The sequence below is a fragment of the Synechococcus sp. CBW1002 genome, from assembly GCF_015840915.1.
Classification (GTDB): domain Bacteria; phylum Cyanobacteriota; class Cyanobacteriia; order PCC-6307; family Cyanobiaceae; genus CBW1002.
In genome coordinates, this window is the sequence record NZ_CP060398.1 from 3,447,044 (window position 1) to 3,466,991 (window position 19,948).

Annotated in this window: 19 protein-coding genes; 5 read left to right on the plus strand and 14 right to left on the minus strand. The window is 65.1% G+C overall.

Annotated elements, in window-relative coordinates; all coding sequences use genetic code 11:
* Positions 1-141 precede the first annotated feature (141 nt).
* The 8 genes from acsF to H8F24_RS17045 all read right to left on the minus strand — a co-directional run bounded on the left by acsF (position 142) and on the right by H8F24_RS17045 (position 6,933).
* Entirely contained in the window at positions 142-1,251 is a 1,110-nt protein-coding gene (acsF, locus tag H8F24_RS17010; RefSeq protein ID WP_197156034.1) for a magnesium-protoporphyrin IX monomethyl ester (oxidative) cyclase, read from the minus strand.
* A gap of 93 nt (positions 1,252-1,344) precedes the next feature.
* Entirely contained in the window at positions 1,345-1,821 is a 477-nt protein-coding gene (locus tag H8F24_RS17015; protein WP_197156036.1) for a DUF2996 domain-containing protein, read from the minus strand.
* Between the two features lie 62 nt (positions 1,822-1,883).
* The gene (locus H8F24_RS17020; protein ID WP_197170321.1) at positions 1,884-2,468 is read right to left on the minus strand and encodes a hypothetical protein; all 585 of its coding nucleotides are present in this window, start codon (positions 2,466-2,468) and stop codon (positions 1,884-1,886) included.
* A 57-nt stretch (positions 2,469-2,525) separates the two neighbouring features.
* The gene (locus tag H8F24_RS17025; protein WP_231597927.1) at positions 2,526-3,143 is read right to left on the minus strand and encodes a flavin prenyltransferase UbiX; all 618 of its coding nucleotides are present in this window, start codon (positions 3,141-3,143) and stop codon (positions 2,526-2,528) included.
* A gap of 4 nt (positions 3,144-3,147) precedes the next feature.
* A complete protein-coding gene (locus H8F24_RS17030; RefSeq protein ID WP_197170323.1) occupies positions 3,148-5,541 on the minus strand; it encodes an RNB domain-containing ribonuclease in 2,394 nt (797 codons plus the stop codon).
* Between the two features lie 246 nt (positions 5,542-5,787).
* Positions 5,788-6,156 (minus strand): TMEM165/GDT1 family protein, encoded by a 369-nt coding sequence (locus tag H8F24_RS17035; RefSeq protein WP_197170324.1) that lies wholly within the window; start codon positions 6,154-6,156, stop codon positions 5,788-5,790.
* A gap of 55 nt (positions 6,157-6,211) precedes the next feature.
* Positions 6,212-6,577 (minus strand): TMEM165/GDT1 family protein, encoded by a 366-nt coding sequence (locus H8F24_RS17040; RefSeq protein WP_197156047.1) that lies wholly within the window; start codon positions 6,575-6,577, stop codon positions 6,212-6,214.
* Positions 6,574-6,933 (minus strand): YkgJ family cysteine cluster protein, encoded by a 360-nt coding sequence (locus H8F24_RS17045; protein ID WP_197156049.1) that lies wholly within the window; start codon positions 6,931-6,933, stop codon positions 6,574-6,576. Before H8F24_RS17045 ends, H8F24_RS17040 begins: the two co-directional genes overlap by 4 nt.
* Before the next feature lie 173 nt (positions 6,934-7,106).
* Between H8F24_RS17045 and psb30 the strand changes: the two genes are divergently transcribed.
* The gene (psb30, locus tag H8F24_RS17050; RefSeq protein ID WP_197156052.1) at positions 7,107-7,214 is read left to right on the plus strand and encodes a photosystem II reaction center protein Ycf12/Psb30; all 108 of its coding nucleotides are present in this window, start codon (positions 7,107-7,109) and stop codon (positions 7,212-7,214) included.
* A 291-nt stretch (positions 7,215-7,505) separates the two neighbouring features.
* Here the strand turns inward: psb30 and H8F24_RS17055 are convergent, their stop codons facing one another.
* From H8F24_RS17055 to recJ, 3 genes are all read right to left on the minus strand, one after another.
* Positions 7,506-10,331: an EAL domain-containing protein gene (locus tag H8F24_RS17055; protein ID WP_231598326.1), complete on the minus strand. Its 2,826-nt coding sequence runs from the start codon at positions 10,329-10,331 to the stop codon at positions 7,506-7,508.
* A gap of 422 nt (positions 10,332-10,753) precedes the next feature.
* Positions 10,754-12,079, minus strand: coding sequence for a chloride channel protein (locus H8F24_RS17060; RefSeq protein WP_197170326.1), 1,326 nt, complete (start codon positions 12,077-12,079; stop codon positions 10,754-10,756).
* The gene (gene recJ, locus H8F24_RS17065; RefSeq protein ID WP_197170327.1) at positions 12,079-14,013 is read right to left on the minus strand and encodes a single-stranded-DNA-specific exonuclease RecJ; all 1,935 of its coding nucleotides are present in this window, start codon (positions 14,011-14,013) and stop codon (positions 12,079-12,081) included. The genes H8F24_RS17060 and recJ overlap by 1 nt, the downstream gene beginning before the upstream one ends.
* A gap of 55 nt (positions 14,014-14,068) precedes the next feature.
* Between recJ and H8F24_RS17070 the strand changes: the two genes are divergently transcribed.
* Genes H8F24_RS17070 through H8F24_RS17080 form a run of 3 tightly spaced genes read left to right on the plus strand, consistent with a single transcriptional unit; the run spans position 14,069 to position 16,292 of the window.
* Positions 14,069-14,824, plus strand: coding sequence for an HAD-IA family hydrolase (locus tag H8F24_RS17070; RefSeq protein ID WP_197170328.1), 756 nt, complete (start codon positions 14,069-14,071; stop codon positions 14,822-14,824).
* 14 nt (positions 14,825-14,838) lie between these two features.
* The gene (locus H8F24_RS17075; RefSeq protein ID WP_197156073.1) at positions 14,839-15,186 is read left to right on the plus strand and encodes a DUF565 domain-containing protein; all 348 of its coding nucleotides are present in this window, start codon (positions 14,839-14,841) and stop codon (positions 15,184-15,186) included.
* Entirely contained in the window at positions 15,183-16,292 is a 1,110-nt protein-coding gene (locus H8F24_RS17080) for a hypothetical protein (protein ID WP_197170329.1), read from the plus strand. The genes H8F24_RS17075 and H8F24_RS17080 overlap by 4 nt, the downstream gene beginning before the upstream one ends.
* Here the strand turns inward: H8F24_RS17080 and rpmF are convergent.
* Entirely contained in the window at positions 16,256-16,432 is a 177-nt protein-coding gene (rpmF, locus tag H8F24_RS17085) for a 50S ribosomal protein L32 (protein WP_197156077.1), read from the minus strand. The genes H8F24_RS17080 and rpmF overlap by 37 nt on opposite strands.
* A 268-nt stretch (positions 16,433-16,700) precedes the next feature.
* Here rpmF and ftsH point away from each other — a divergent pair, with 268 nt between their 5' ends.
* The gene (gene ftsH, locus H8F24_RS17090) at positions 16,701-18,500 is read left to right on the plus strand and encodes an ATP-dependent zinc metalloprotease FtsH (RefSeq protein ID WP_231598327.1); all 1,800 of its coding nucleotides are present in this window, start codon (positions 16,701-16,703) and stop codon (positions 18,498-18,500) included.
* Between the two features lie 19 nt (positions 18,501-18,519).
* On the opposite strand, the gene H8F24_RS17095 is transcribed toward ftsH, so the two are convergent.
* Both H8F24_RS17095 and H8F24_RS17100 read right to left on the minus strand, forming a co-directional pair.
* Positions 18,520-18,903, minus strand: coding sequence for a PAS domain S-box protein (locus tag H8F24_RS17095; protein WP_231597928.1), 384 nt, complete (start codon positions 18,901-18,903; stop codon positions 18,520-18,522).
* A complete protein-coding gene (locus H8F24_RS17100) occupies positions 18,900-19,886 on the minus strand; it encodes a cupin (RefSeq protein ID WP_231597929.1) in 987 nt (328 codons plus the stop codon). The genes H8F24_RS17095 and H8F24_RS17100 overlap by 4 nt, the downstream gene beginning before the upstream one ends.
* Positions 19,887-19,948 lie beyond the last annotated feature (62 nt).

Below are 19,948 nucleotides of genomic sequence, written 5' to 3' on the forward strand. Positions count from 1 at the left end.
GGCGCCTCGGCCGCTGGAGCGTTGCTGGGGAGGGACGCGACCAAGGCGGTGTCTTGCAGAAATCAAAAAGCCATCACCGGCCAGTCGCAGCGGGCTGCAGACCAGTGGTGATGGCAGTGAGGCTAGCCAGGCAGCCCGGCCTCAGCGCACCGCCGGCTGGAAGCGCTCGCTGCGGATGGGCGCCATCAGGAACAGTTTCGCCATCTCCAGGCCGTTGGCCGCCCAGAAGGGAAGCTTGCGCAGGGCTCTGATCGGAGCGGGAGCCTCGGAGCTGTCGGCAGCGGCGAGGGCCGCGTTGTTCTGGACGAGGCGCTCAAGGCGCTCGTAGAACTTGGGGTTCTCCACATCCAGCACCACGGGGAAGACGCGGGCGGAGGTCTCGTTGGTTTTGGCGATCACGTACTTGTCGTAATCGCGGGCATCGAGCCCCAGGGCTTCATAGAACTCCTTGCGGGCCACGTCGCGCACATACATCGTGGCGAACACGGCCAACAGGAAGAAGCGGCACCAGAGGCGGGCGGTGAAGCCGCGCACGGTGTCGGGCTGGGCCTTCATCAGGGCATCAAAGAAATCGCCATGGCGGTTCTCGTCCTGACACCAGTTTTCGAAGAAGTTGAAGATCGGGAAGATCTTGCTTTCCGGGTGCTGCTCAAGGTGCCGGTAGATAGCGATATAACGCCAGTAGCCGATCTTCTCGGAGAGATAGGTGGCGTAGAAGATAAACTTCGGCTTGAAGAATGTGTAGGCCTTGTTGGCGGTGAGGAAGCCAAGATCCAGCTGCAGCCCGAAATCACTCATCGACTTGTTGAGGAAGCCGGCATGCCGGGCCTCATCGCGGGCCATATGGGCGAAACACTCCGCCAGCAGCGGATTCTTCTCCTTGATCCGACGGCTGAGTTCCTTGTAGAGCAGGAAGCCCGAGAATTCGGAGGTGCAGCTCTGCTCAAGGAACTCCACGAACACCTTGCGGGTTTCAGGGTCGAGCTTGTCGGCCGCGCCCTCAAACTCCTCGTTCCGCACGAAGTGGTGACGGTTGTAGTCCTTGCGGAATTCCTCGCAGATCGCCTCCAGCTCCACCTCGTTGGGCCGCAGATCCATCGCCGCCATGGCGTCGAAATCCGTGGTGTAGAAGCGCGGCGTCAGGATCGTGTCCTTCACCGGATCCTTGAACGCCGGCGCATCCGCGGTGCCGATGGCGGCATCGGGGATCGCGGCTGCGGCTGGGGCGGTCGTGGCAGCGGGTGGCACCATCGCGCAGGTCGGCATCGAGCGTGGCCCCATCGTAGTGGGGGCAACTCCGCTGCCGACTGGATGTGACAGTGCGTCTCGATCTGGAGGCAGTGATCAGTTCGGGCCGAGCCACTTCTGGCCATTCAGCCGCTGCACCAGGCGAGAAACCAGGAGAGCCAGCGTGATCTTGCGCTCGTCGATCAGAAACGACTCCAGCAGGCTGGGTTCACTGCCCGACTCGGCCACCGCCACGGTCTTGGCGCTGGAGATGTCCGGCTGGGTGAAGCAGAGCCAGAAGCGGCGATCCCCCGGCAGGCTGCCCTGCACCATCCAACAGGGACTGCCCACCACCGGCATCGGGCCCTCGCAGAAGCGAAGGTCGGGAGTTGGGCCGCCATAGGCCTCGATCTCCTTGGCCAGGGCCGGCAGCAGCAGGTCCGGCACGAAGCTGGCGAAGGGCTGGTCTTCCGGGGCCGGTGGCTTGGCCTTGGGCTTCGCCGCAGCAGCGGCAGCAGCAGGAGCAGCGGCGGCTGGGCTGGCAGGAGCCGGGCTGGCGGCAGGCTGAGGGGCGGGATTGGCGGAATCGCTCACCGGAGCTGGCCTCGTAGCGGGGTGCTGGTATCGACTCTAGGCAGTCCTGACAGAGTACCTGCTCACCAGTCTTCGCCGGGCGGCGGGGTTCCCCAGTCTCCAAGGTCTGCGCTGGACCCATCCGAGGATGCGGCGCCCGCGGACCTGGAGGCAGCGGCCCTCGGCTCAGCTGTCCACGCGGCACGGGCCGCTGTTGTCGTGGTCGCCTGGGCCGTTGCCGATCCCTGCCGCACCACCCGATAGGGAACACTCACAGTCGGCGGTGGTTCGCCGGGGGAGCGGCCCGGCCCGGCAGTGCCGGGAGGGGGGGCGTCCCAGGGTTCCTGGCGACCAGCCCCCTCCGACCAGGACTCCGAACCGGCCTCGGCACCCGTGCGGGAGCGACGCCTTGCTGCAAACGGCGGCGACTCCGCCGCAGTGGGGCCTGATGATCCCCCCCGCAGGGCCAGGGCCGTGGCGGTGGCGCTGAGGGCCGCTCCGGCAAGGCCGGCGGTGGCCAGCCACAGCCCGCTGGGCAGCGGCGGGCTGACCCAGAGCAGCAGCCGCAGCCGCAAGGGCGGACGGGGATTGAGGGCAGCCACCACGAGCACCGCCAGAAGGGGCGCCAGCAAGGGCAGCAACAGCAGGCGACGCAGAAGCGGAGTCACAGCAGGGGATCAGCTCGGCAGGGACTCAACACAGCACAGGTGCAATGCAACGCAGATTCAACGCAGCGCCGGCCGGCCCTGCCAGCGGTTGAGCGGGCCCAGGTCGTAACCCAGCACGTCGAAGACGCGGATCACCAGAAAATCCACCATGTCGTCGAGGCTGCGGGGCTGCTGATACCAGGCGGGAACGGGCGGCGCGATCCGAGCGCCGGCCTCGGCCAGGGCCGTGAGATTGCGCAGATGCACCAGGCTCCAGGGAGTTTCCCGCGGGGCAATCACCAGCGGTCTGCCCTCCTTGAGGTGAACATCGGCGGCACGCTCCACCAGATCGAGGGCCACGCCCGAGGCAATCCGCCCCACCGTGCCCATGCTCGCCGGCAGGATGACCATGCCGCGGGTGCGGTAGCTGCCACTGGCAATCGCCGCCCCCTGGTCATTCCAGCGGTGGCAGCGGAGCTGGCCGCCGTTGCAACCGGTGCGCTCTCGCCAGAACCGCTCCTGAAGGTCGGGTTCGGATGGAACCCGCAGGCCCAGTTCCGCCTGCCAGACCCCGATGGCGCCACGGCTGGTGACCATCTCCACGGTTTCTCCGGCCTGCAGCAACAGCTGCAGGGCCCGTTCAGCCAGGGGCTGAGCGGAGGCCCCGGACACAGCTAGAACCACCGGCAGGGTCACGCGCTCAGTCCTGGCTGAGGTCGTCGTCGCTGGAGGATTCGTCCTCGTCAGCACCGAACTGGGAAGTCCCGTCAGCAGAGGCGGCGAAGCCAGGGCTGTCGAAGGAGGAGGCACCCAGAGCATCAGGCCCGGAGCTACTGGTCATCTCGCTGCTGTCTGTCAGGTCATCGCCTTCGGGCAGGAGCACCACCAGGTCGATCTGATGGCGCAGGGCATCCACCTTCTGGATCTCCACCTCCACGGCATCGCCCAACATGTAGGTGCGGCGGTTCTTACGCCCCACCAATCGGTTCTGGCGGGCCCGGTACTCGTACCAGTCGTCCTTGAGGGAGCTGACGTGCACGAGACCTTCCACCTGGGAGGGCGGCACTTCCACGAAGAACCCGTAGCTCTGCACGCCACTGATCACCCCCGGCATCACCTGACCCACCAGCGGCTCGGCCTGCCGGGCCTGGGCCATGGCGAGGGCATCGCTCTGTACCTCCTGCAGGAAGCGAGCCCGGCCCTGAAGCCTCTGGGCCAGGCCGTGGGCGATCGCCTCCTGATAAGGAGTCAGCTGGCTGGGAGTGAGCAACGACCAGTCGATCGTGGCGGAACGGCAGGCATCACTGGCCAGATCGACGGTCACCTTGTGACGGACCGTGGGGCGATCCTTGCCATCAACCAGCAGGCTGGTGAGCAGCTGCTGGTTCCAGAGGTCGGCGTAGTGCAGACCGGGGCAACACCAGGGGGCCACCGCCACCTCCTCGCCTGCCACCGCATTGGGACCCGGCACCTCGCTGATCTGAACAGGCTCCAGCGTGTCGCGCAACTGCTGCTGCAACACCCGGCTGCGGTCGGTGGCGGCGAAGGCGGCGGCCAGCTCGGCGGCGCTGGCATTGCCTTCAGCCGAGAGTTCCAGGGGGATTTCGAGGGCCAGGGCAGCCTTGGCCACCTCGTTCAGTTCGCTCGCTTCGGCGGCTGGATTGATGGCATACAGGGCCGGCAGGTTCAGGGCGGCCAGGTGCCCCCCCAGAGCACGATGGGCCAGCAACACGGCTTCCCGCAGCAGGGCCACGGGATGCTGCAGCGGCAGGTCCACCATCCAGCCCTGGCTGGCGCCATCGGGGCCAGGGGTGAGCAGATCGCCAAGGCCGGGGATCGCAGGCATCGGCAGGGCCAGATCGATCGAGCCCCCCGCCAAACGGCGCTGGCGCAACAGCTCAGCCACACCAATCAGCTGTTCGATCAGCGGGATGTGATCTTTGAGCGCCTTGAGGCCGGCCGGCACCGTGCGGGCCTTGGGTTTGCGCTCCGCCAGGGCCGTGAGGGCGGCCAGGTCGACCCGTGCCGTGGGGCGGATTATGCTCCGGCTGAAACGGTAATGCTCCAGCGCGCCGTCGGGGGAAAGATCAAGGGCCACCGAGAGGGCCGACTCACTGCGGCCGGGCTGGAACGCACTCGCCTTGGCCAGGGCAGGGGTGAGCAGGGGCAGCCAGGAGGGACCGACGCAGAAGGCCTCGGCCTGCTCCCGCAGCCACAGATCCAGCGAGGAGCCAAGGGCCAGGCGTTCCGCCACGCAGGGGGCATGGACCCACAGTCGCCAGCCGGCGCCGTCTTCGCGGGGTTCAAGAGCCAGCGCCGGCAGCCCCGGGGCCTCGTTGCTCCAGGCTTCCAGCAGAAGGGTGGTCTGCGCGGTGAGATCGATCCGATCCTTGGGAGCCGGGGTCCGGAGGGTGGCGCGCGGTGCGGCAGGCCGCTCCCGCAAGCCATGTTTGGTGAGCAGCAGGTCGAGGTCGGCCTCCACGCCACCGTGGATGGGCAGCTGGCGCTCCACGTGGCCCTGGGGAGCGAACTGGCCCACCGGGTAACGGTCCACCATGACCTCGACCACCGAAGACTGACTGGGGTCGAGGTGAACGGCATCAGCACTGGGCAGCTCCAGGCTGGTGAGCAGCCGATCGTCAAGCGGCACGGCCAACAGCCGATCGTTCTGCTCCTCCACCTGGGCCAGGAGGCTGCTGGTGGCCCGTTCCAGAATGCATTGCACGCCGCCTTCGGGTGAACGGCGGCGGCCACCCTCGCGGGTGATGCGCACCAGCACCCGATCGCCGTTCCAGGCGTGGTTGAGCTGGTGGTCACGGATGTAGATGTCTTCGCCGCCGTCATCCCGCAGGGCAAAGCAGAAGCCCTTGCTCGAGCAGCGCAGCCTCGCCTCGATCAGGGTGTCATCCTGGCGCCGCTGCAGACCGGCCTCGCTCTCCTCCAGCAGACCCAGACGCACCAGACCATCGAGGCCGATGCGCAGGTGCTGCTGCTCAGGCTCTCCGGAGAGACCGAGGGCCTTCTCCAGTTGTGCCACGGGCACGGTGCTGTCGGGTGTGAGCTGGTCGAGCAGGTCGGCGACCGTGAACTTCATGCGGCGAGGGTGCGCTGGTGGAACCGTGACGGCAAAAGGCACCGAAGCTGTCCGGCCGTGAAGCGTGGGCGCGGCAGCGATGCTTTTCTAGACAAGACTTTAGGCAGCAGCCGACCCTGGCCCCACAACAAAGCCGAGACCATGACCAGGGGAGAACCCAGGCGAACAACCAGACGACCAGCCAGTCGACCAACCAGGAGGAACGATCTCAGTGCCGGATCGATGTGAAGCCGGGGATCGGATCGCTCAGGCCGGGGGTTCCTGAGCGCTGGACACCACCCCGTCGACCCTCACCAGATCGTCACCGGCCAGTGCTTCGCCACCGGCCAGGTCGTCCTCGCTGACCCTGGAGCGCTGAATCAGGCGCAGGCCGATCACCAGAAAGCCAAGGGAGGCCACCAGTTGCAGCAGATCGGTGGGCACCACACTGGACAGGGAGCCACCGGCAGCCGCCCCAAGCAGGCTGGCCAGCACCAGGGCCACGGAACTGCCGGCGAACACCGCCGTGGGGCGGCTCGAGGTGCCGCTGATCGTGACGATGGCGAGCTGGGTCTTGTCGCCCAGTTCCGCCAGAAACACCGTGGCGAAGGTTGAAGCCAGGAGGGCGAGCGGCATGGCAAGGGCGGGAGTTCGAAGGAAGCCACAGGGTTAGACCTCGGTGCGAGGCCCTTCAGGGCTGGATCTGGGGGAGATGCAGCAGGTCAGGGTGCAGCGAAGACAGGTGAAGCACGGCCTGGCGACCGAGCCAGAGCCCCAGAGCAACCATCACCAGCCCGGCCAGTCGCTCGAGCTGATGGGCCGGCATGACACTGGCCAGCCAGCGGCCCAGCACCACCCCCACCAGGCTGGAGCTGATCAGGGCCAGGGAGGCCCCGATGAACACCACCACCGGCTGACCGGACTGCGCCGACAGCAGAAGGGCGGCCAGCTGGGTCTTGTCCCCCAGCTCCGCCAGAAACACGGTGGTGGCTGTGGTGAGGAAGGCAGCTCCCCAGCTGCCGGCGTGGCTGTTGTCGCTGCCGGAGGTGCTGCTCATGGCCGTTGGCGAATGGCGCGCCGGAATCGCCGCATCACCCTGCCACGGCCGCCGTATTCGCTGCGGATCTGCTGTTTGCAACAGTCGATCGCCAGGGCATCCGCCTCACCGGCCTCGGCGCCGAACAGGGCCATGAGGTTCTCAACCCTGCAGAAATCAGGCCGATCCTCGTAGATCCGGCATCGACGGGCACCGGTGTCGTAGTGGATGCACCAGCCGTCTTCGCCCACCATCGCGAGGTACGTGCGGCGCTGCTCGTCGCTGAGCGCCGCGATGGCGTCCTCGCGCAGGCTGGGATCGAGCCGGCAGCAGGCGCCGCAGCAGGCGATGCACTGCCAGCGTTCCGGCTTACTCATGCAAAGAAAATGGTGATTCCAGCGATCAGCATGGCGAGGGGCCTCGCAGACAGCGGGTTGGCAGCCCGAAGCCGGGCGGTTGTGACATCGCTTCACAATCAACGCGCAGGTCAGGACCTCCCCCCAGGCCATCCGTAGAGTGCGGGGCAAATCCACAACCGACCTGACCCGTCATGGGCATTGATTTTCACCTGATTGCCAACTTCGCTGCCCTGGCCTTGATCACCATTGCCGGGCCGGCCGTGATCTTCATCCTCTTTTACCGTCGCGGCGCACTCTGAAAAGCGCCCAACGGATCAACTCCTTTGGCTCAATGACGTCCGAGCCGCTGTGAGTTGCACTGATCTCAAATAGTTCGTTGATTATTTATCAGCACGATCAATTCACTCATTTCGCAGTCATTTGATCCTGTATCTACTTTTCCCACTTAAGCAGCTGGGATTTGCATCAAAAACGAGCGCGTGAACAGAATAAGCATTACTTGATGATGCTTAAGAGAGATAATGAAACGGTTGGGATCACGCCATCATATTATTAGTTTCGGTCGTGGCATGATGGGGGTGCATGCTGATCTAGGCCATGGTTTCTGCATGATTTTTCAGTGCGAAGCCCAGGAAATGATCTGGGGGCATTGGCCTTCCCAGTCCATATCCTTGCAACATGTCGCATCCAAAGTCGTGCGCCAGCTTTGCGGTTCCCATGTTTTCCACTCCCTCTGCCGTTACGGAGATCCCCAGTGAGTGGCCCATATCGACCACCAATTTCATCAGACACCGAGCGTCTTGCGATTCCTGGCTTGGAATCACCAGGCCTCGATCCAGCTTGATGCCGGAGGGTTTGACGGACATCAGGCTGATCACAGAGGTGCGTCCTGTGCCGAAGTCGTCCAGCTCGATTCGTACCCCCAGATCCTGCAGGTCGCGGATCTTGTCCAGGAGATCCTGATCGGGATAATCCAGATAAATCGACTCAAGCAGCTCAAACACGAGTACCCCATCAGGGAAGTCCAGAGCGCGGACGTGCTTGACAAGATCCTGTGATAGCAACCGATCCGCAGACACATTCACGGATAGTTTGCTCAGCGACAACCCCTGCTCCATCCATCTCCGGAGATCGTCACGCGCCTGGCTCAGGGAGAAATGATCTAATGCGGGCATCATCCTGGCCTGATCCACAGCATTGAAGAACTGTCCCGGTGCAAGCAATCCCATCCTGGGGTGATTCCAGCGCACCAGAGCCTCAGCCCCTACCAAGCGGCGAGAATCGGCACGAAAGAGGGGTTGGTAATAAAGTAGCAATTCGGATCGGGAAAAACCGATCTCAAATTCCTCGGCAAGCTGAACTTCCTGATTAAAAGCCTTGTCGAGATTTTCATCATAGAAAGAATAGCAGCCCTTGCCTTTTCGCTTGCTCTCATACAGAGCAATATCCGCTCGACGCAGCAGGCTTGAGGACGAATTATCCTGGCGATTGACAATCGCGATGCCGATGCTTGCGCTGATCCGGCAGACTTTACCCGAAATCTGGATTGGATTGCTCAGAACCTGAAGCAATCTCGAAGCCAATGCTTCAATAGCATCCTTACTTCGGCCGCAAGAAGTTAGCACGATGAACTCATCGCCACCCATTCGCGCCGCCAGATCTTCGCGCCGAAGGCATCCACGAATTGAATTAGCGACCATGACCAGCAACTGATCACCTGAATCATGACCAAGGGTATCGTTCACCCGCTTGAATCCATCAAGATCGAGATGCAATAGTGCCGTGAGCTTAGCTTCAGGCTCATCGAGGCTGAGGAGACTCCGTTCAATCGAGCCTTGCAGTTCAATCTCAAGCATGCGCCGATTTGCCAGTCCCGTGAGCTCATCGTGCATGGCTGCATGAGTCATGCGTTCGGTTGCCTCAATCGCTTCTAGCTTCGCGATTTTCAGTGCCTCGAAACTGTCGCGGCGATCCATCACAAATTGAGCATGGCTGAGCGTATCAAACAGCTGGAACGCCACGGCCTGGTCGGCCAGGGTCCACTCCAAGCAGCTGTGATGATTTTCCTCGACAAAACGTTCAAAGGAGGAACGGGGGTCAAGCCCACCACCACCCTCAAGCCTGACCACACGATGCTTCGGATCTCCAGCCCAGGTGCTGGAGAATAATCGGGGTCGGCGGAATAACAACATCTTCGTAGCATCATCAGCATTTTGAATCGCAATGACACCAGCAGCCTTCGTTTGATCTGAACTGGAGAGGGAAACACCGTAATCACGCAGACGTGCTGTGATTAGACTGGATGATTGCTGATGACGCGACCAATCACGAAAGAAACAACGCACTTTCTCGATGCCGGAAGCACTGGGAGCGTTATCACTGGAAAACAGTACCGCCGGAGAGATGTAGACAAATCCATCGCAACCGATAAGATCAGGCAGTTGATCAACGATTGGCCTGAGAATTACCTCTACAAAGTTAGTGGAAACTGACTTGGCCGACTGATCGCGAATCCAATTGCAAAGCCTCGTGATCTCATCTAGAGCCTGCTTCTCTTGCCGCGCCAAGATCCGCGAGAGCCCCACTGACATAATGTCACTAAAACTTTTGAAGATGACCAGCTGAGTGGGACTGATCTGCCGGGAGCGGTCCATGTTGTGACAGGCAATCAGCCCCCAGAGCTTGTTATTGACCGACAATGCGAAAGTGAGGGAAGAACGCACTCCCATGTTGACTAGATAGCGACGATGAACATCCGACACATCGCGATAATGGCATTGGCCCAAATCGACAGGTTGAGCCTGGCTATACGCCTTGGTGTACTGCAGAGCTGAAGCTGGGCGCTGCATGTCCACCAAGGTGCGTACCGAATTGGCATGAAATAAATGCCGCGCTGCCCTGGGAATGTCCGAAGAAGGAAAGTGCAATCCCAGGTAGGAGGTCGCCACCTCTGGGGCCCGATCTTCAGCAATGACAATGCCGTTCCAATCAGAATCAAAGCGATAGAGCATCACCCGGTCAAATCCGGTGATGGTGCGCACCACGTTCACCATGGTGTTGGAGAAAGGCTCCAATCCATCCTCCGAGGCTTCATCGATCGTCTGTAGCAGGCAAGTGGCGGTGGTGATGGACCGCAACAGCTCCGTTGGACTCGGCTCCTCTTGCCGACCGGCATGGTCCGCAAGGCTCGGGTGCTCCAGGCAGAGCCCCACGTAGGGCCTGCAGGAGAAACAGCTCGCCTGAAGGGAAAGACCGCTGCTGGTCTCGAGGGAAAAATTCTGAAGACCTCGATCCTGGGTCAACACCCCGGCGAGAACGGCGGCAGCCTCCCCACCGAAGAGCTGCTCAGGTGAGCGCTTCAACAGCTCCGGCAGGCTGAGGTCAAACAGAGCCGCACAGTTCTCCGAGGCTGCCACCAAGGGATGCTCTCCCTCGGCGAAGATGAGTACGGCTGCGCAAGCTTGTACGGCATCGGGTCGCCGAATCGAGAGGTCATTGCACTCGATCAGATCGAGAGGTGCCTCCAGCTCAGCCAGCCCGACGGAGGTGGGCGAAAAGTTCGAGTCCTTCGAAACATCACTGTGAGGACGGGCAGGCCTGGCCCGCTTGCTTTGTCCTCGATGGGCTCCGCTCCTCTCGTCACTGCGACCACCACCACGACCAGGGATGGCCTTACCCATGATGCAGTACTGCCTCGTCTGTGGTGGGCCTTTACCGGAGAGGAGATAGCCCTAGGGAGGCGATTCCTGAGTCAGGACTCCTCCAAATCCAATTCTATGTGCCAGCAATGCCGCGCACCAATGCAAGCGGTCTGGGCCTCAGACGATGCAACATCACTTCACGACGTAGCCTCGCTGCCTGCGTTCGAATTCGGCTGATCCAGGGCCGCCAGAGCGTGGTACACCGGCAATTTCAGCAACATCCGCCCTGCATAGGCCCCCAGGGCACCTGCCAGCAGCAGGCCGGCCAGCAGCTGCTGATCTCCTGCCATGTGCAGGGCAAAGAGCATGCTCATCACCGGCAACTGGGTGGCGCCGGCCAGGGCCGCCACCATGCCAAGAGCCAGACCCACGTGAGGATCACCACCGAACCACTCGATCACCCCGGAGCCGAAGACGGCCCCCAGGGTGAAGGCCGGATCGATCAGGCCGCCTGGCACACCTGCCGCCAGCGGGATGATCGGGGCCACAATTCGCAGAACCAACAGCCCCAACCACCGCCAGCCGGTGGCAATGGGCTTCTGGTCATCGATCAGCAGGGTCATCAGGCGCTCGCCATCCCCGCCGCTGAGGCCGCCGCTGACCAGCAGCATTAGACTCAACAGAAGACCCAGCCCCAGCCCCCAGAGCCAGGGGTGGCGGAGCACCCGAACGCGCAGCTGTCGCGCTGTCGCCAGCAGCAGCGAGGCAAACGCCCCCCCCAGCAGTCCGGCTGACAGGCCAATCGGCACCGCCCAGAGCAGCAGTTCGGTCTCAGGGGTGGCATTGGCCACCACCCCAAGTCCGTAGAGCGGTTCGCCACCCCAATGGCTCATCAGGGCAGCGGTGGCACAGACCATCAAGCCCGGCCAGATCAGGGCCGACTGAAAGCGACCGGTGAGCTCCTCAGCCATGAACACCACCCCCATCAGGGGGCTGTTGAAGCCACCCGCCAAACCGGCTCCGGCAGCGATCGCCAATACGCCTCCAGGAACCAGCCCCCGCAGCAGCGCCGGGAAGCGACGGCGCAGGGCATGGGCCACACTGGCCCCCACCTGCACCACCGGGCCTTCCCGTCCCAGCGAGAACAGGGCGAGGCTGGCGACCGTCCAGAGCAGGGAGCGCCGCCAGGTGGGCGTGGCCGCCAGCAGCAGCTCCCGCCGCTCCGGATCGTGAAGGCTTTCCATCGTCTGGGGGATGCCCGATCCCCGCCCGTCCTTCCAGGGGCCCGCCTGCAGCACCAGCAGCAGGGGCATCACCACCAGCGGCACCAGCACCAGCGCCAGACTGGCGGCCGACCACGCCCCCCCGCCGAAACCGGGCATCCTCTCCAGCAGGCGATCCTGCCAGCGGTCCACCAGGTTCAGGGGCCAGCAGGCGGCCCCCACCATCAGGCCGAGAAATCCCAGGTCGATCAGATGGCGACCGAGATGCTGGATCTGGGCACGGGGGCTGGGGCGCACCATCAGGCCACCAGTCCCAAGGCCATCGAAGCCTCCTGCACCAGGGTGCGCAGGTACGGATGCTCGGGCCGGCTGCAGCCGCTATCGGCGTCGGTGAGGCGACCATCGGGGAGAGACAGCAGCTTCTCACCGGCGGCATTGCAGATCAGCACCGCCTCCCCCTGGCGGCGACATCGGTAGGTGCGATGGGCCCGTTGCAGCAGCACCTCCTCGGCACCGCTGGGTCGCAGGGCCACCAACTCCAGCTGCAGCCGTTCGGTCCCCTGCCAGCGGTTGTTGCGCAGCTGGAAAGCCACGTCCACCCGCGGTGGCACCACAGCCTCGCCCTGCCAGCGCCAGGCGATTGCCCGCAGGGCCGCCTCCCCCTGGCGCAGTTCCAGCTCGAGATGGCCACCACGCAGCAACTTCTGGCTGCTCACCTGGCAGTCCGCAGCCCAGAACACCGGCGTGGCATGGCCGATCCCGAAGGGCTCGAGCCGCTGCAGCTGCCGCCAGAACGGCCGGTCGATCCGCTCCAACCGCAGCAGCGCATCCGGCTCCACCACCGGGCCACCGGCCTGGCCCCCCAGCCAGGCGGCGGCGAGGCCATCGAGCCGCTCATGCAGGGCCGCCACCCGTTCGGCCAGCACCGTGAACCCCCCGGCGGCGGGATGGCCGCCATGGCGCTCCAGCAGATCGGTGCACTCCTGCAGAGCCCTGTCCACGGCAAAACCACGCGGGGCCCGCACCGAGGCCCTCAAGCGGCCGTTTCCCTCGCCGGCCAGCAGGGCCACCGGCCGGCCATAGCGCTCCACCAGGCGCGAAGCGACGATGCCGATCACCCCGTGGTGCCAATGGCTCTGAGCGAGCAGCAGGAAGTGGCTGCGATGGGGGCCATCGGCGTCGACCAGGGCAATGGCCTCGGCCTCGATGGCGCCGCAGAGTTCGCGCCGCTGGCGGTTGAGGGCTTCACAGTCACGCGCCAGCTCCAGAGCGCGATCAGGGTCGTCGGTGGTGAGCAGCTCCACCACCAGCTCGGGATCGCCGAGGCGCCCCACCGCGTTGATCCGCGGAGCGAGCTGGAAACCCACCACCTGGGCATCCACAGCATCGTCCTCCAGGCCCGCCACCCGCTGCAGGGCCTGCAGGCCGGCCAGGCGGCTGCGGCGCAGCTGGGGCAGGCCATCCAGCAACCAGCGCCGGTTCACCCCCAGCAGGGGCGCCATGTCGGCAATGGTGCCGATGCAGAACAGATCGCGGGCAGCGTCCAGACCCTGGCGGCTGCCCATCTGCTGGCTGAGGGCCATGGCCAGCACGTAGGCGAGGCCCACCCCGGCCAGGCTGCGGAAGGGGGACTCGGGCGGCGTGCAGGCCGGATGGAGCAGGGCCAGGTAGGGCGGCCGCTGCTCAGGAATCGTGTGATGGTCGGTGAGGATCACCTCCACGGCCAGCTGGCGGGCGCGCTCAAGGGCCTCCGCGGCGGCGATGCCGTTGTCGACCGTAACCAGCAGGGCAATCCCTTCGCCAGCCAGCCGTTCGACCATGGCGGCATTGAGGCCGTAGCCATCGTCCTGCCGACTGGGGATGGCGGCCATCGGCCGGGCGCCCAGGCGCTGCAGCACCCCCACCAGCAGGGCCGTGCTGGTCATGCCATCGGCGTCGTAATCGCCGCAGATCGCTAACCGTTCACCCTCGCGACAGGCCTGCTCCAGCCGCTGCACCGCCACGGCCAGATCGGCGAAATGGGCATGGGGATCGGGGGCTGCCGGTGGATCGAGCAGGGCCTCGATCGCGGCGGCACTCTCCAGCCCGCGGCGACGCAACACCGCCAGCAGCTCGGCTGGCAATGCCTGGCCATCCAGCGAGGGCGTGAGATCGCCTGCGGGCAAGGGCGGCGGTAGCTGCCAGCGTTGCTCGGGATGCTCAGGGAGCAACGGTGCGCGGCGAAGGCTCCCCATTCTGCGGCGCTGCCGCAGGCCTGGCAGCCTGAGGTCAGACGTTGTCAACCTGCCGATGCCACTGGAGGCCCTGCTCTGGGATGTGGACGGCACCATCGCCGAAACCGAGCGCGACGGACACCGGCCGGCCTTCAACGCTGCCTTCGCCGAGGCGGGCCTGCCCTGGCACTGGGATGTGGACACCTACGGCCGCCTGTTGGCGATCAGCGGCGGCCACGAGCGGATCAGCGCCTTCCTCACCGCGGTGGAGGGCGTCGCGCCGGACCCGGAACGGGTGCAGGCGCTGCAACGCCGCAAGCAACAGCACTACCGCCGCCTGCTGGGCGAGGGGCGGGTGGAGCTGCGACCCGGTGTGGTGCGGCTGATGAGGCAGGCGGCAGCAGCAGGGCTGGCCCAGGCGATCGTGACCACCAGCGGACGCGAGGCGGTGGCAGCTCTGATGGAGGCGCAGCTGCCTGAAGCGGTCAGCCTGCTTCCGGTGTGGATCTGCGGAGGCGACGTGACCCGCAAGAAACCAGACCCCGAGGCCTATCAGCTCGCCTGCGAGCGGCTGAGGGTGGCGCCCGGCCGCAGCCTCGCCCTTGAGGATTCCGTCAACGGTCTGCGGGCCGCCTGCGGGGCGGGGCTTACCTGCCTGATCAGCCGCAGCGCCTTCAGCGCGGCCGAGCCGGCCCAGGCCTTCGCCAAGGCCGCCGCCGTGGTGGATCACCTTGGTGAGGCGGAGCATCCCAACCGGATCGAGCGGGGGCCGACTTGCGTGCAGGGGCAGATCACGCTCTCCTATCTGCAATCGTTGCTGGATCCGGCCTGAAATCCGGCACGCCCATGACCCGCCTTCCCCTCAGCCAGACCCGCTGGCAACAGGCCCAGGACCGCTGGCTGCAGCAGCTGCGCGGTGCGGTGGCAGGAGGTTGGCGGGTGCGCAGCCTGGCCCTGCTGGCCCTGCTGATCGGCTTCTACCTGGGCCAGAACCTCACCTCCCTACTCCTGCTGAAGGCCCCAGGAGGGAGGCCCATGGTGGTGCTGGGTTGTGTGCTGGGGACCGAACTGCTGGTGCGGCTCCGCACCCGCTGGGTCCGGCAGGAGCCACCCCTGATCTGGGTTCTGGTTGACAACCTGCGGATGGGTGGGGTGTACGCCGTGGTGCTGGAGGCGTTCAAGCTGGGATCGTGAGTCGCGTCGTGACCGATTCGGGGATGAACGATTCCGCCGCCCCGCTCTGGCTACCGGAACCGGCCAGGATGTTTCCTGAACAGCCCTACAGAGACCTGCTGGCCATCGGCGGCGTCACTGAGCCGGTCAGCTGGGTGCAGAAGTGGAAGACCCAACTGGCGCACCTGAGCCCAGCGCCGACGGCCCATCCATCGCTGCTCTGGGGCGGCTGGCTGCCGCTGCTGGAACGCTGCCGCCAGCTGGTCGACAGCGGCCAACGCCATGTGTTCGGCCTGAATGGCCCGATCGGCGCTGGCAAGAGCACCCTGCTGGCCCTGATCACACGGCTCGCCCGGGAGCTGGACCTGCCGATCGCGGTGGCATCGATCGACGACCTCTATCTGCCTTGGACGGAGCGAAAGCAGGCCATGGCCGGCAATCCCTTCGGTGTGCTGCGCGGTCCACCCGGCAGCCACGATCCCGCCCTGGCCCAGGCTGCCATCGCCCAGTGGCGCCGGGGCGGAACGCTGGTGCTGCCCCGCTTCGATAAGCGGCTGCGGCAGGGGGAAGGGGATCGCTGTGGCCAGTGGCAAGGCGAACCGCAGCTGCTCCTGCTCGACGGCTGGCTCCTGGGCTGCCGGGAGGTATCGGAAGCCACTCTTCAGGCCCTTCTTTCCAACGAGAGCTACGCGGCCGAAAAAAGATTCGCAGGAACGCACAGCGCCACTGCTGATCGGCTGATCAGCCCCATCCCTACGGGGTTGAGTGCGGAGGAACAGGCCTGGCTGCCGATCTGGAATTGCCATCTCAAGAGCTATCAGCCCCTCTGGCAGGAGCTGAGTGCGCTATGGCAACTGCGCCCCCAGCGCTGGAGCCTGGCGCGGCGCTGGCGCTTTCAGGCCGAAGCCAGGCAACGCCGACTGAGTGGATCGGCTTTACCGATGGAGCGTCTGGAGGGGTTGGTGCGCTCCTGCCTCTACAGCCTGCCGCCCAACTGGTACCAGAACCTGTCCGCTGAAGCTGTGATCCTGCTGGACAGCAGACGCCGCTGCCTCTGGAGCGGGCCAGGCCCTCAGGCCGACCTCCATCCTCAGTCTGCGCTGGAGTCGTCGTCAGCAACGGGGTAGACGAAGCCCTGGGCACGGCCACTCAGCACGGCTTTGCCGATCGAGAGGGCCTTCTGGGCCGCCACAACAGCCTTGCCCTTCCAGGTGGCATGGCGCTGATTGCGCTTGCCCTTGGAGGTTTTCTTCTTGGGAACAGCCATCCCTGGGTTTCCTTAGCAGCCAAACAACGATCTTCCGTGGTCAACTTGCCTTTCGTCAAATCGCTAAGCTCGTCTTCAGAACGAAGATCCCGTGAGCGCCAGCCCTTCAACGGCCTCCCCGAACGGGGATCCCAAGTCCAAACCCATTGATGGTGCCGCTCCTGGTGCCGCCTCTCCCTCCTCCGGCGCAGAGGCTCCGGCGAAAGCCGCCGCAGATTCTTCTGTTGCTCCTTCGGCTGCTGGCACCAGTTCAGGCCGCCCTGCCGAGCTGAGCTACAGCCAGCTGCTCCGGGATCTGGACAAGGGCCTGGTGAAGGACCTGGAGCTGTCGCCACGTCAGCGGGAGGTGCGCGTCACCTTCCAGGACGGCCGCAAGGAGTCGGTGGCGGTGTTCAGCAACGACCAGATGTTGCTGCGCGCCGCGGAGGAGGCTCGCGTGCCGCTCACGGTGCGCGACGACCGCAAGGACGAGGCCGCGGCAGGCCTGCTGGGCAACGTGCTGCTGGTGGTGCTGCTGCTCACAGGGCTGAGTCTGCTGCTACGCCGCTCCGCCTCGGCGGCCAACAAGGCGATGGGCTTCGGCCGCAGCCAGCCGCGGCTTCAGGAGGACGGCACCGTGACGGTGCGGTTCGAAGATGTGGCCGGCATCGGCGAGGCCAAGGAGGAGTTGCAGGAGGTGGTGACCTTTCTGCAGTCACCGGAGCGCTTCACCAGCCTCGGTGCCAAGATCCCCAGAGGTGTTCTTCTGGTGGGCCCTCCCGGCACCGGCAAGACACTGCTGGCCAAGGCGATCGCCGGCGAAGCCGGTGTGCCGTTCTTCTCGATGGCGGCATCGGAATTCGTCGAATTGTTCGTGGGAGTCGGCGCCAGCCGGGTTCGCGATCTGTTCCGCAAAGCCAAGGCCAAGGCGCCCTGCATCATTTTCATTGACGAGATCGATGCGGTCGGACGCCAGCGCGGCGCCGGCATCGGTGGCGGCAATGACGAGCGCGAGCAGACGCTGAACCAGCTGCTCACCGAGATGGACGGCTTCGAGGAAAACTCCGGCGTGATTCTGTTGGCGGCCACCAACCGTCCGGATGTGCTGGATTCGGCCCTGATGCGGCCCGGCAGGTTCGATCGCCGCATCACTGTCGACCTGCCGGATCGACGCGGCCGCGAGGCCATCCTGGCGGTCCATGCCCGCAGCCGGCCCCTGGGTCCCGAGGTGAGCCTCGGGGTCTGGGCCAGCCGCACCCCAGGCTTTTCAGGTGCCGACCTGGCCAACCTGCTGAACGAGGCCGCGATCCTCACCGCCCGCAGACAGCAGACCGTTCTCGACGATGCCGCCCTCTCCGATGCGCTCGAGCGGATCACCATGGGGCTGACGGTGGCTCCCCTGCAGGACGGTGCCAAGAAACGCCTGATCGCTTACCACGAGGTGGGCCATGCCCTGCTCACCACGCTGGTGCCCCATGCCGACAAACTCGACAAGGTGACCCTGCTCCCTCGGGCTGGTGGTGTGGGCGGTTTTGCTCGCATGATGCCCGACGAGGACATCCTCGATTCCGGCCTGATCACCAAGGCCTATCTGCAGGCTCGCCTGGTGGTGGCCCTGGGCGGCAGAGCCGCTGAGCTTGTCGTGTTCGGGGCCAGCGAAGTGACCCAGGGTGCCAGTGGAGATCTGCTGCTGGTCAGCAGGATCTGCCGCGAAATGGTCACCCGCTATGGCTTCTCCAGCCTCGGGCCAGTGGCCCTGGAGGGTGATGGCGCCGAAGTGTTTCTGGGCCGTGATCTGATCCATACCCGTCCGGGTTACGCCGATCGCACCGGCCGCGAGATTGACCTGCGGGTGCGCACGCTGGCCCAGGAAGCCCTCGATCAGGCGGTGTCTCTTCTGGAGACACGCCGCCCCCTGCTCGACGACCTGGTGGATCGCCTGGTGGAGGAAGAAACGCTGCAGGGTGAGGACTTCCGCCGGATCGTGGAGGCCTATGAATCCGCCGCCGCTTCAGCCGGTGCCGGCCAGCCATCGCCTGCAGTGGCCGAAGACATTGCAGCCTCGGTCTCTTCAGCCTGCCGGATCTGATCCGCCCTCACTGATCAGGTCAGCCCACGGTGGGCTCGGTGCCTTCAGGCAGGGGTGTGAGCGTGGCGCCGAAGCACCAGTAATCGCCTCGCTTTTCGGCCACGATGTAGTGCTCCGACACCACTTCGGCGCCGGAGCTGCAGACCGTGCGCAGACGCAGGGGATGGTTGAGCACCTTCGATTCTTCAGTGACCTGAAAGCGAGAAAAGCCAAGGTGATGGGACAGTTTGAAGGCATCCGGCAGGATCACACTGAGCGGCTTGGCGACCAGGTCGGCCTGATGCCAGCCATACACCTGTTCAAAACTGTCGTTCACTTCCAGGATCAGACCCTGGTGATCGGCCAAGATGAAGGGATGCCCGGTGTGCCGCAGCTGCTCAATGCTGGTCAGAGTGTCGTTCAAGGAGCGGAAAAGCGGATGTCAAGGCTGCGCAGGTAAGTGTGCAGGGCGGCGTCCTGGATCGGCAGAAGCAGGGCGTCTTCGCCACTTTCGTTGATGTGACCGTGCCAGTGGCCCGGCGGGGTCACGAAGGCTGCACCGGGCTCCCACTCCATGCGCAGGGGATTGCGGATCGTGCCATCAGCATTGAGCTCGGGCCCAAAGAGGGTGGCACAGCCCGGTGCGCAGGCGATCACCAGGTCGAGGGCCACCGACTGGTGGCGGTGGGGGGGCTGGATGGCCCCGGCCGGTACCAACCCATACATGGCCCAGAGGGTGTGGGTGACGGTGCGGCTCCTGGGCAGATCGCTGTTGGCCAGAAGCAGGCTGAGGCGGTTGCTGCGGGCGCTGATGGGGTCGGCCGCCAGGGCCGCCAACTCCCGCCGCAGCCACTCGCCTGGGTAGTGGGTGGGCTCGAAGCGGGGCTGATCGGCGCTCACCCCCAGGTGGTTGAGCAGGGGCTCGTCATGGACCCAGTAGAGAACGCTCTCCTCCTGGGCCTCCAGCTGGGCCGCCTCACCGCAGGGAAGCACGAAGAGATCCCCCTGGCTCCAGGGCTGATTGAACGGACCGCCGTAGGCACCGGCCGGCCGCCGGCAATGGCCGGCCCCACGCCAGACATAAAACAGGAAGCTGGTGGCATTGGCCCCGGCGCTGATTGTTTCACCCGCCAGGATGCGGATGAAGTTGGCACTCAGGGCAGGACTGGTGGCCGGACCCCGACAACCCAGTTCGTCGCTGAGATCGAGGGGAAGGATGGCACTGGGGCCGTTGGCGTGCAGCTCAGGCCCCCAGCGCCCCTCCGGGATCGGCTCGGTCAGGCCGCGCCGCACCGGATTGGCGGCCTGGCGGTAGTCAAAGAGCTGGGCCTTGCCCGCCGCCGCCATCGACAGGGCGGCGCTCTGATCCGGCTTCAGTGCCATGGGGGCATCGGGAGCTTGGGTCATGGATCCAGCTGCACGGAAGATGCGCTGAGCCTATGGACAATCCCTGCCCCATTGAGTGCTGG

What these genes read in the sequence shown, in the direction of transcription:
- acsF (WP_197156034.1), bottom strand. Translation starts at nt 1,251, where the DNA reads ATGGTGCCACCCGCTGCCACGACCGCCCCAGCCGCAGCCGCGATCCCC.
- H8F24_RS17030 (WP_197170323.1), bottom strand. Translation starts at nt 5,541, where the DNA reads ATGAAGTTCACGGTCGCCGACCTGCTCGACCAGCTCACACCCGACAGC.
- H8F24_RS17035 (WP_197170324.1), bottom strand. Translation starts at nt 6,156, where the DNA reads ATGCCGCTCGCCCTCCTGGCTTCAACCTTCGCCACGGTGTTTCTGGCG.
- H8F24_RS17040 (WP_197156047.1), bottom strand. Translation starts at nt 6,577, where the DNA reads ATGAGCAGCACCTCCGGCAGCGACAACAGCCACGCCGGCAGCTGGGGA.
- H8F24_RS17045 (WP_197156049.1), bottom strand. Translation starts at nt 6,933, where the DNA reads ATGAGTAAGCCGGAACGCTGGCAGTGCATCGCCTGCTGCGGCGCCTGC.
- psb30 (WP_197156052.1), top strand. Translation starts at nt 7,107, where the DNA reads ATGGGCATTGATTTTCACCTGATTGCCAACTTCGCTGCCCTGGCCTTG.
- H8F24_RS17060 (WP_197170326.1), bottom strand. Translation starts at nt 12,079, where the DNA reads ATGGTGCGCCCCAGCCCCCGTGCCCAGATCCAGCATCTCGGTCGCCAT.
- recJ (WP_197170327.1), bottom strand. Translation starts at nt 14,013, where the DNA reads ATGGGGAGCCTTCGCCGCGCACCGTTGCTCCCTGAGCATCCCGAGCAA.
- H8F24_RS17070 (WP_197170328.1), top strand. Translation starts at nt 14,069, where the DNA reads ATGCCACTGGAGGCCCTGCTCTGGGATGTGGACGGCACCATCGCCGAA.
- H8F24_RS17075 (WP_197156073.1), top strand. Translation starts at nt 14,839, where the DNA reads ATGACCCGCCTTCCCCTCAGCCAGACCCGCTGGCAACAGGCCCAGGAC.
- rpmF (WP_197156077.1), bottom strand. Translation starts at nt 16,432, where the DNA reads ATGGCTGTTCCCAAGAAGAAAACCTCCAAGGGCAAGCGCAATCAGCGC.
- H8F24_RS17100 (WP_231597929.1), bottom strand. Translation starts at nt 19,886, where the DNA reads ATGACCCAAGCTCCCGATGCCCCCATGGCACTGAAGCCGGATCAGAGC.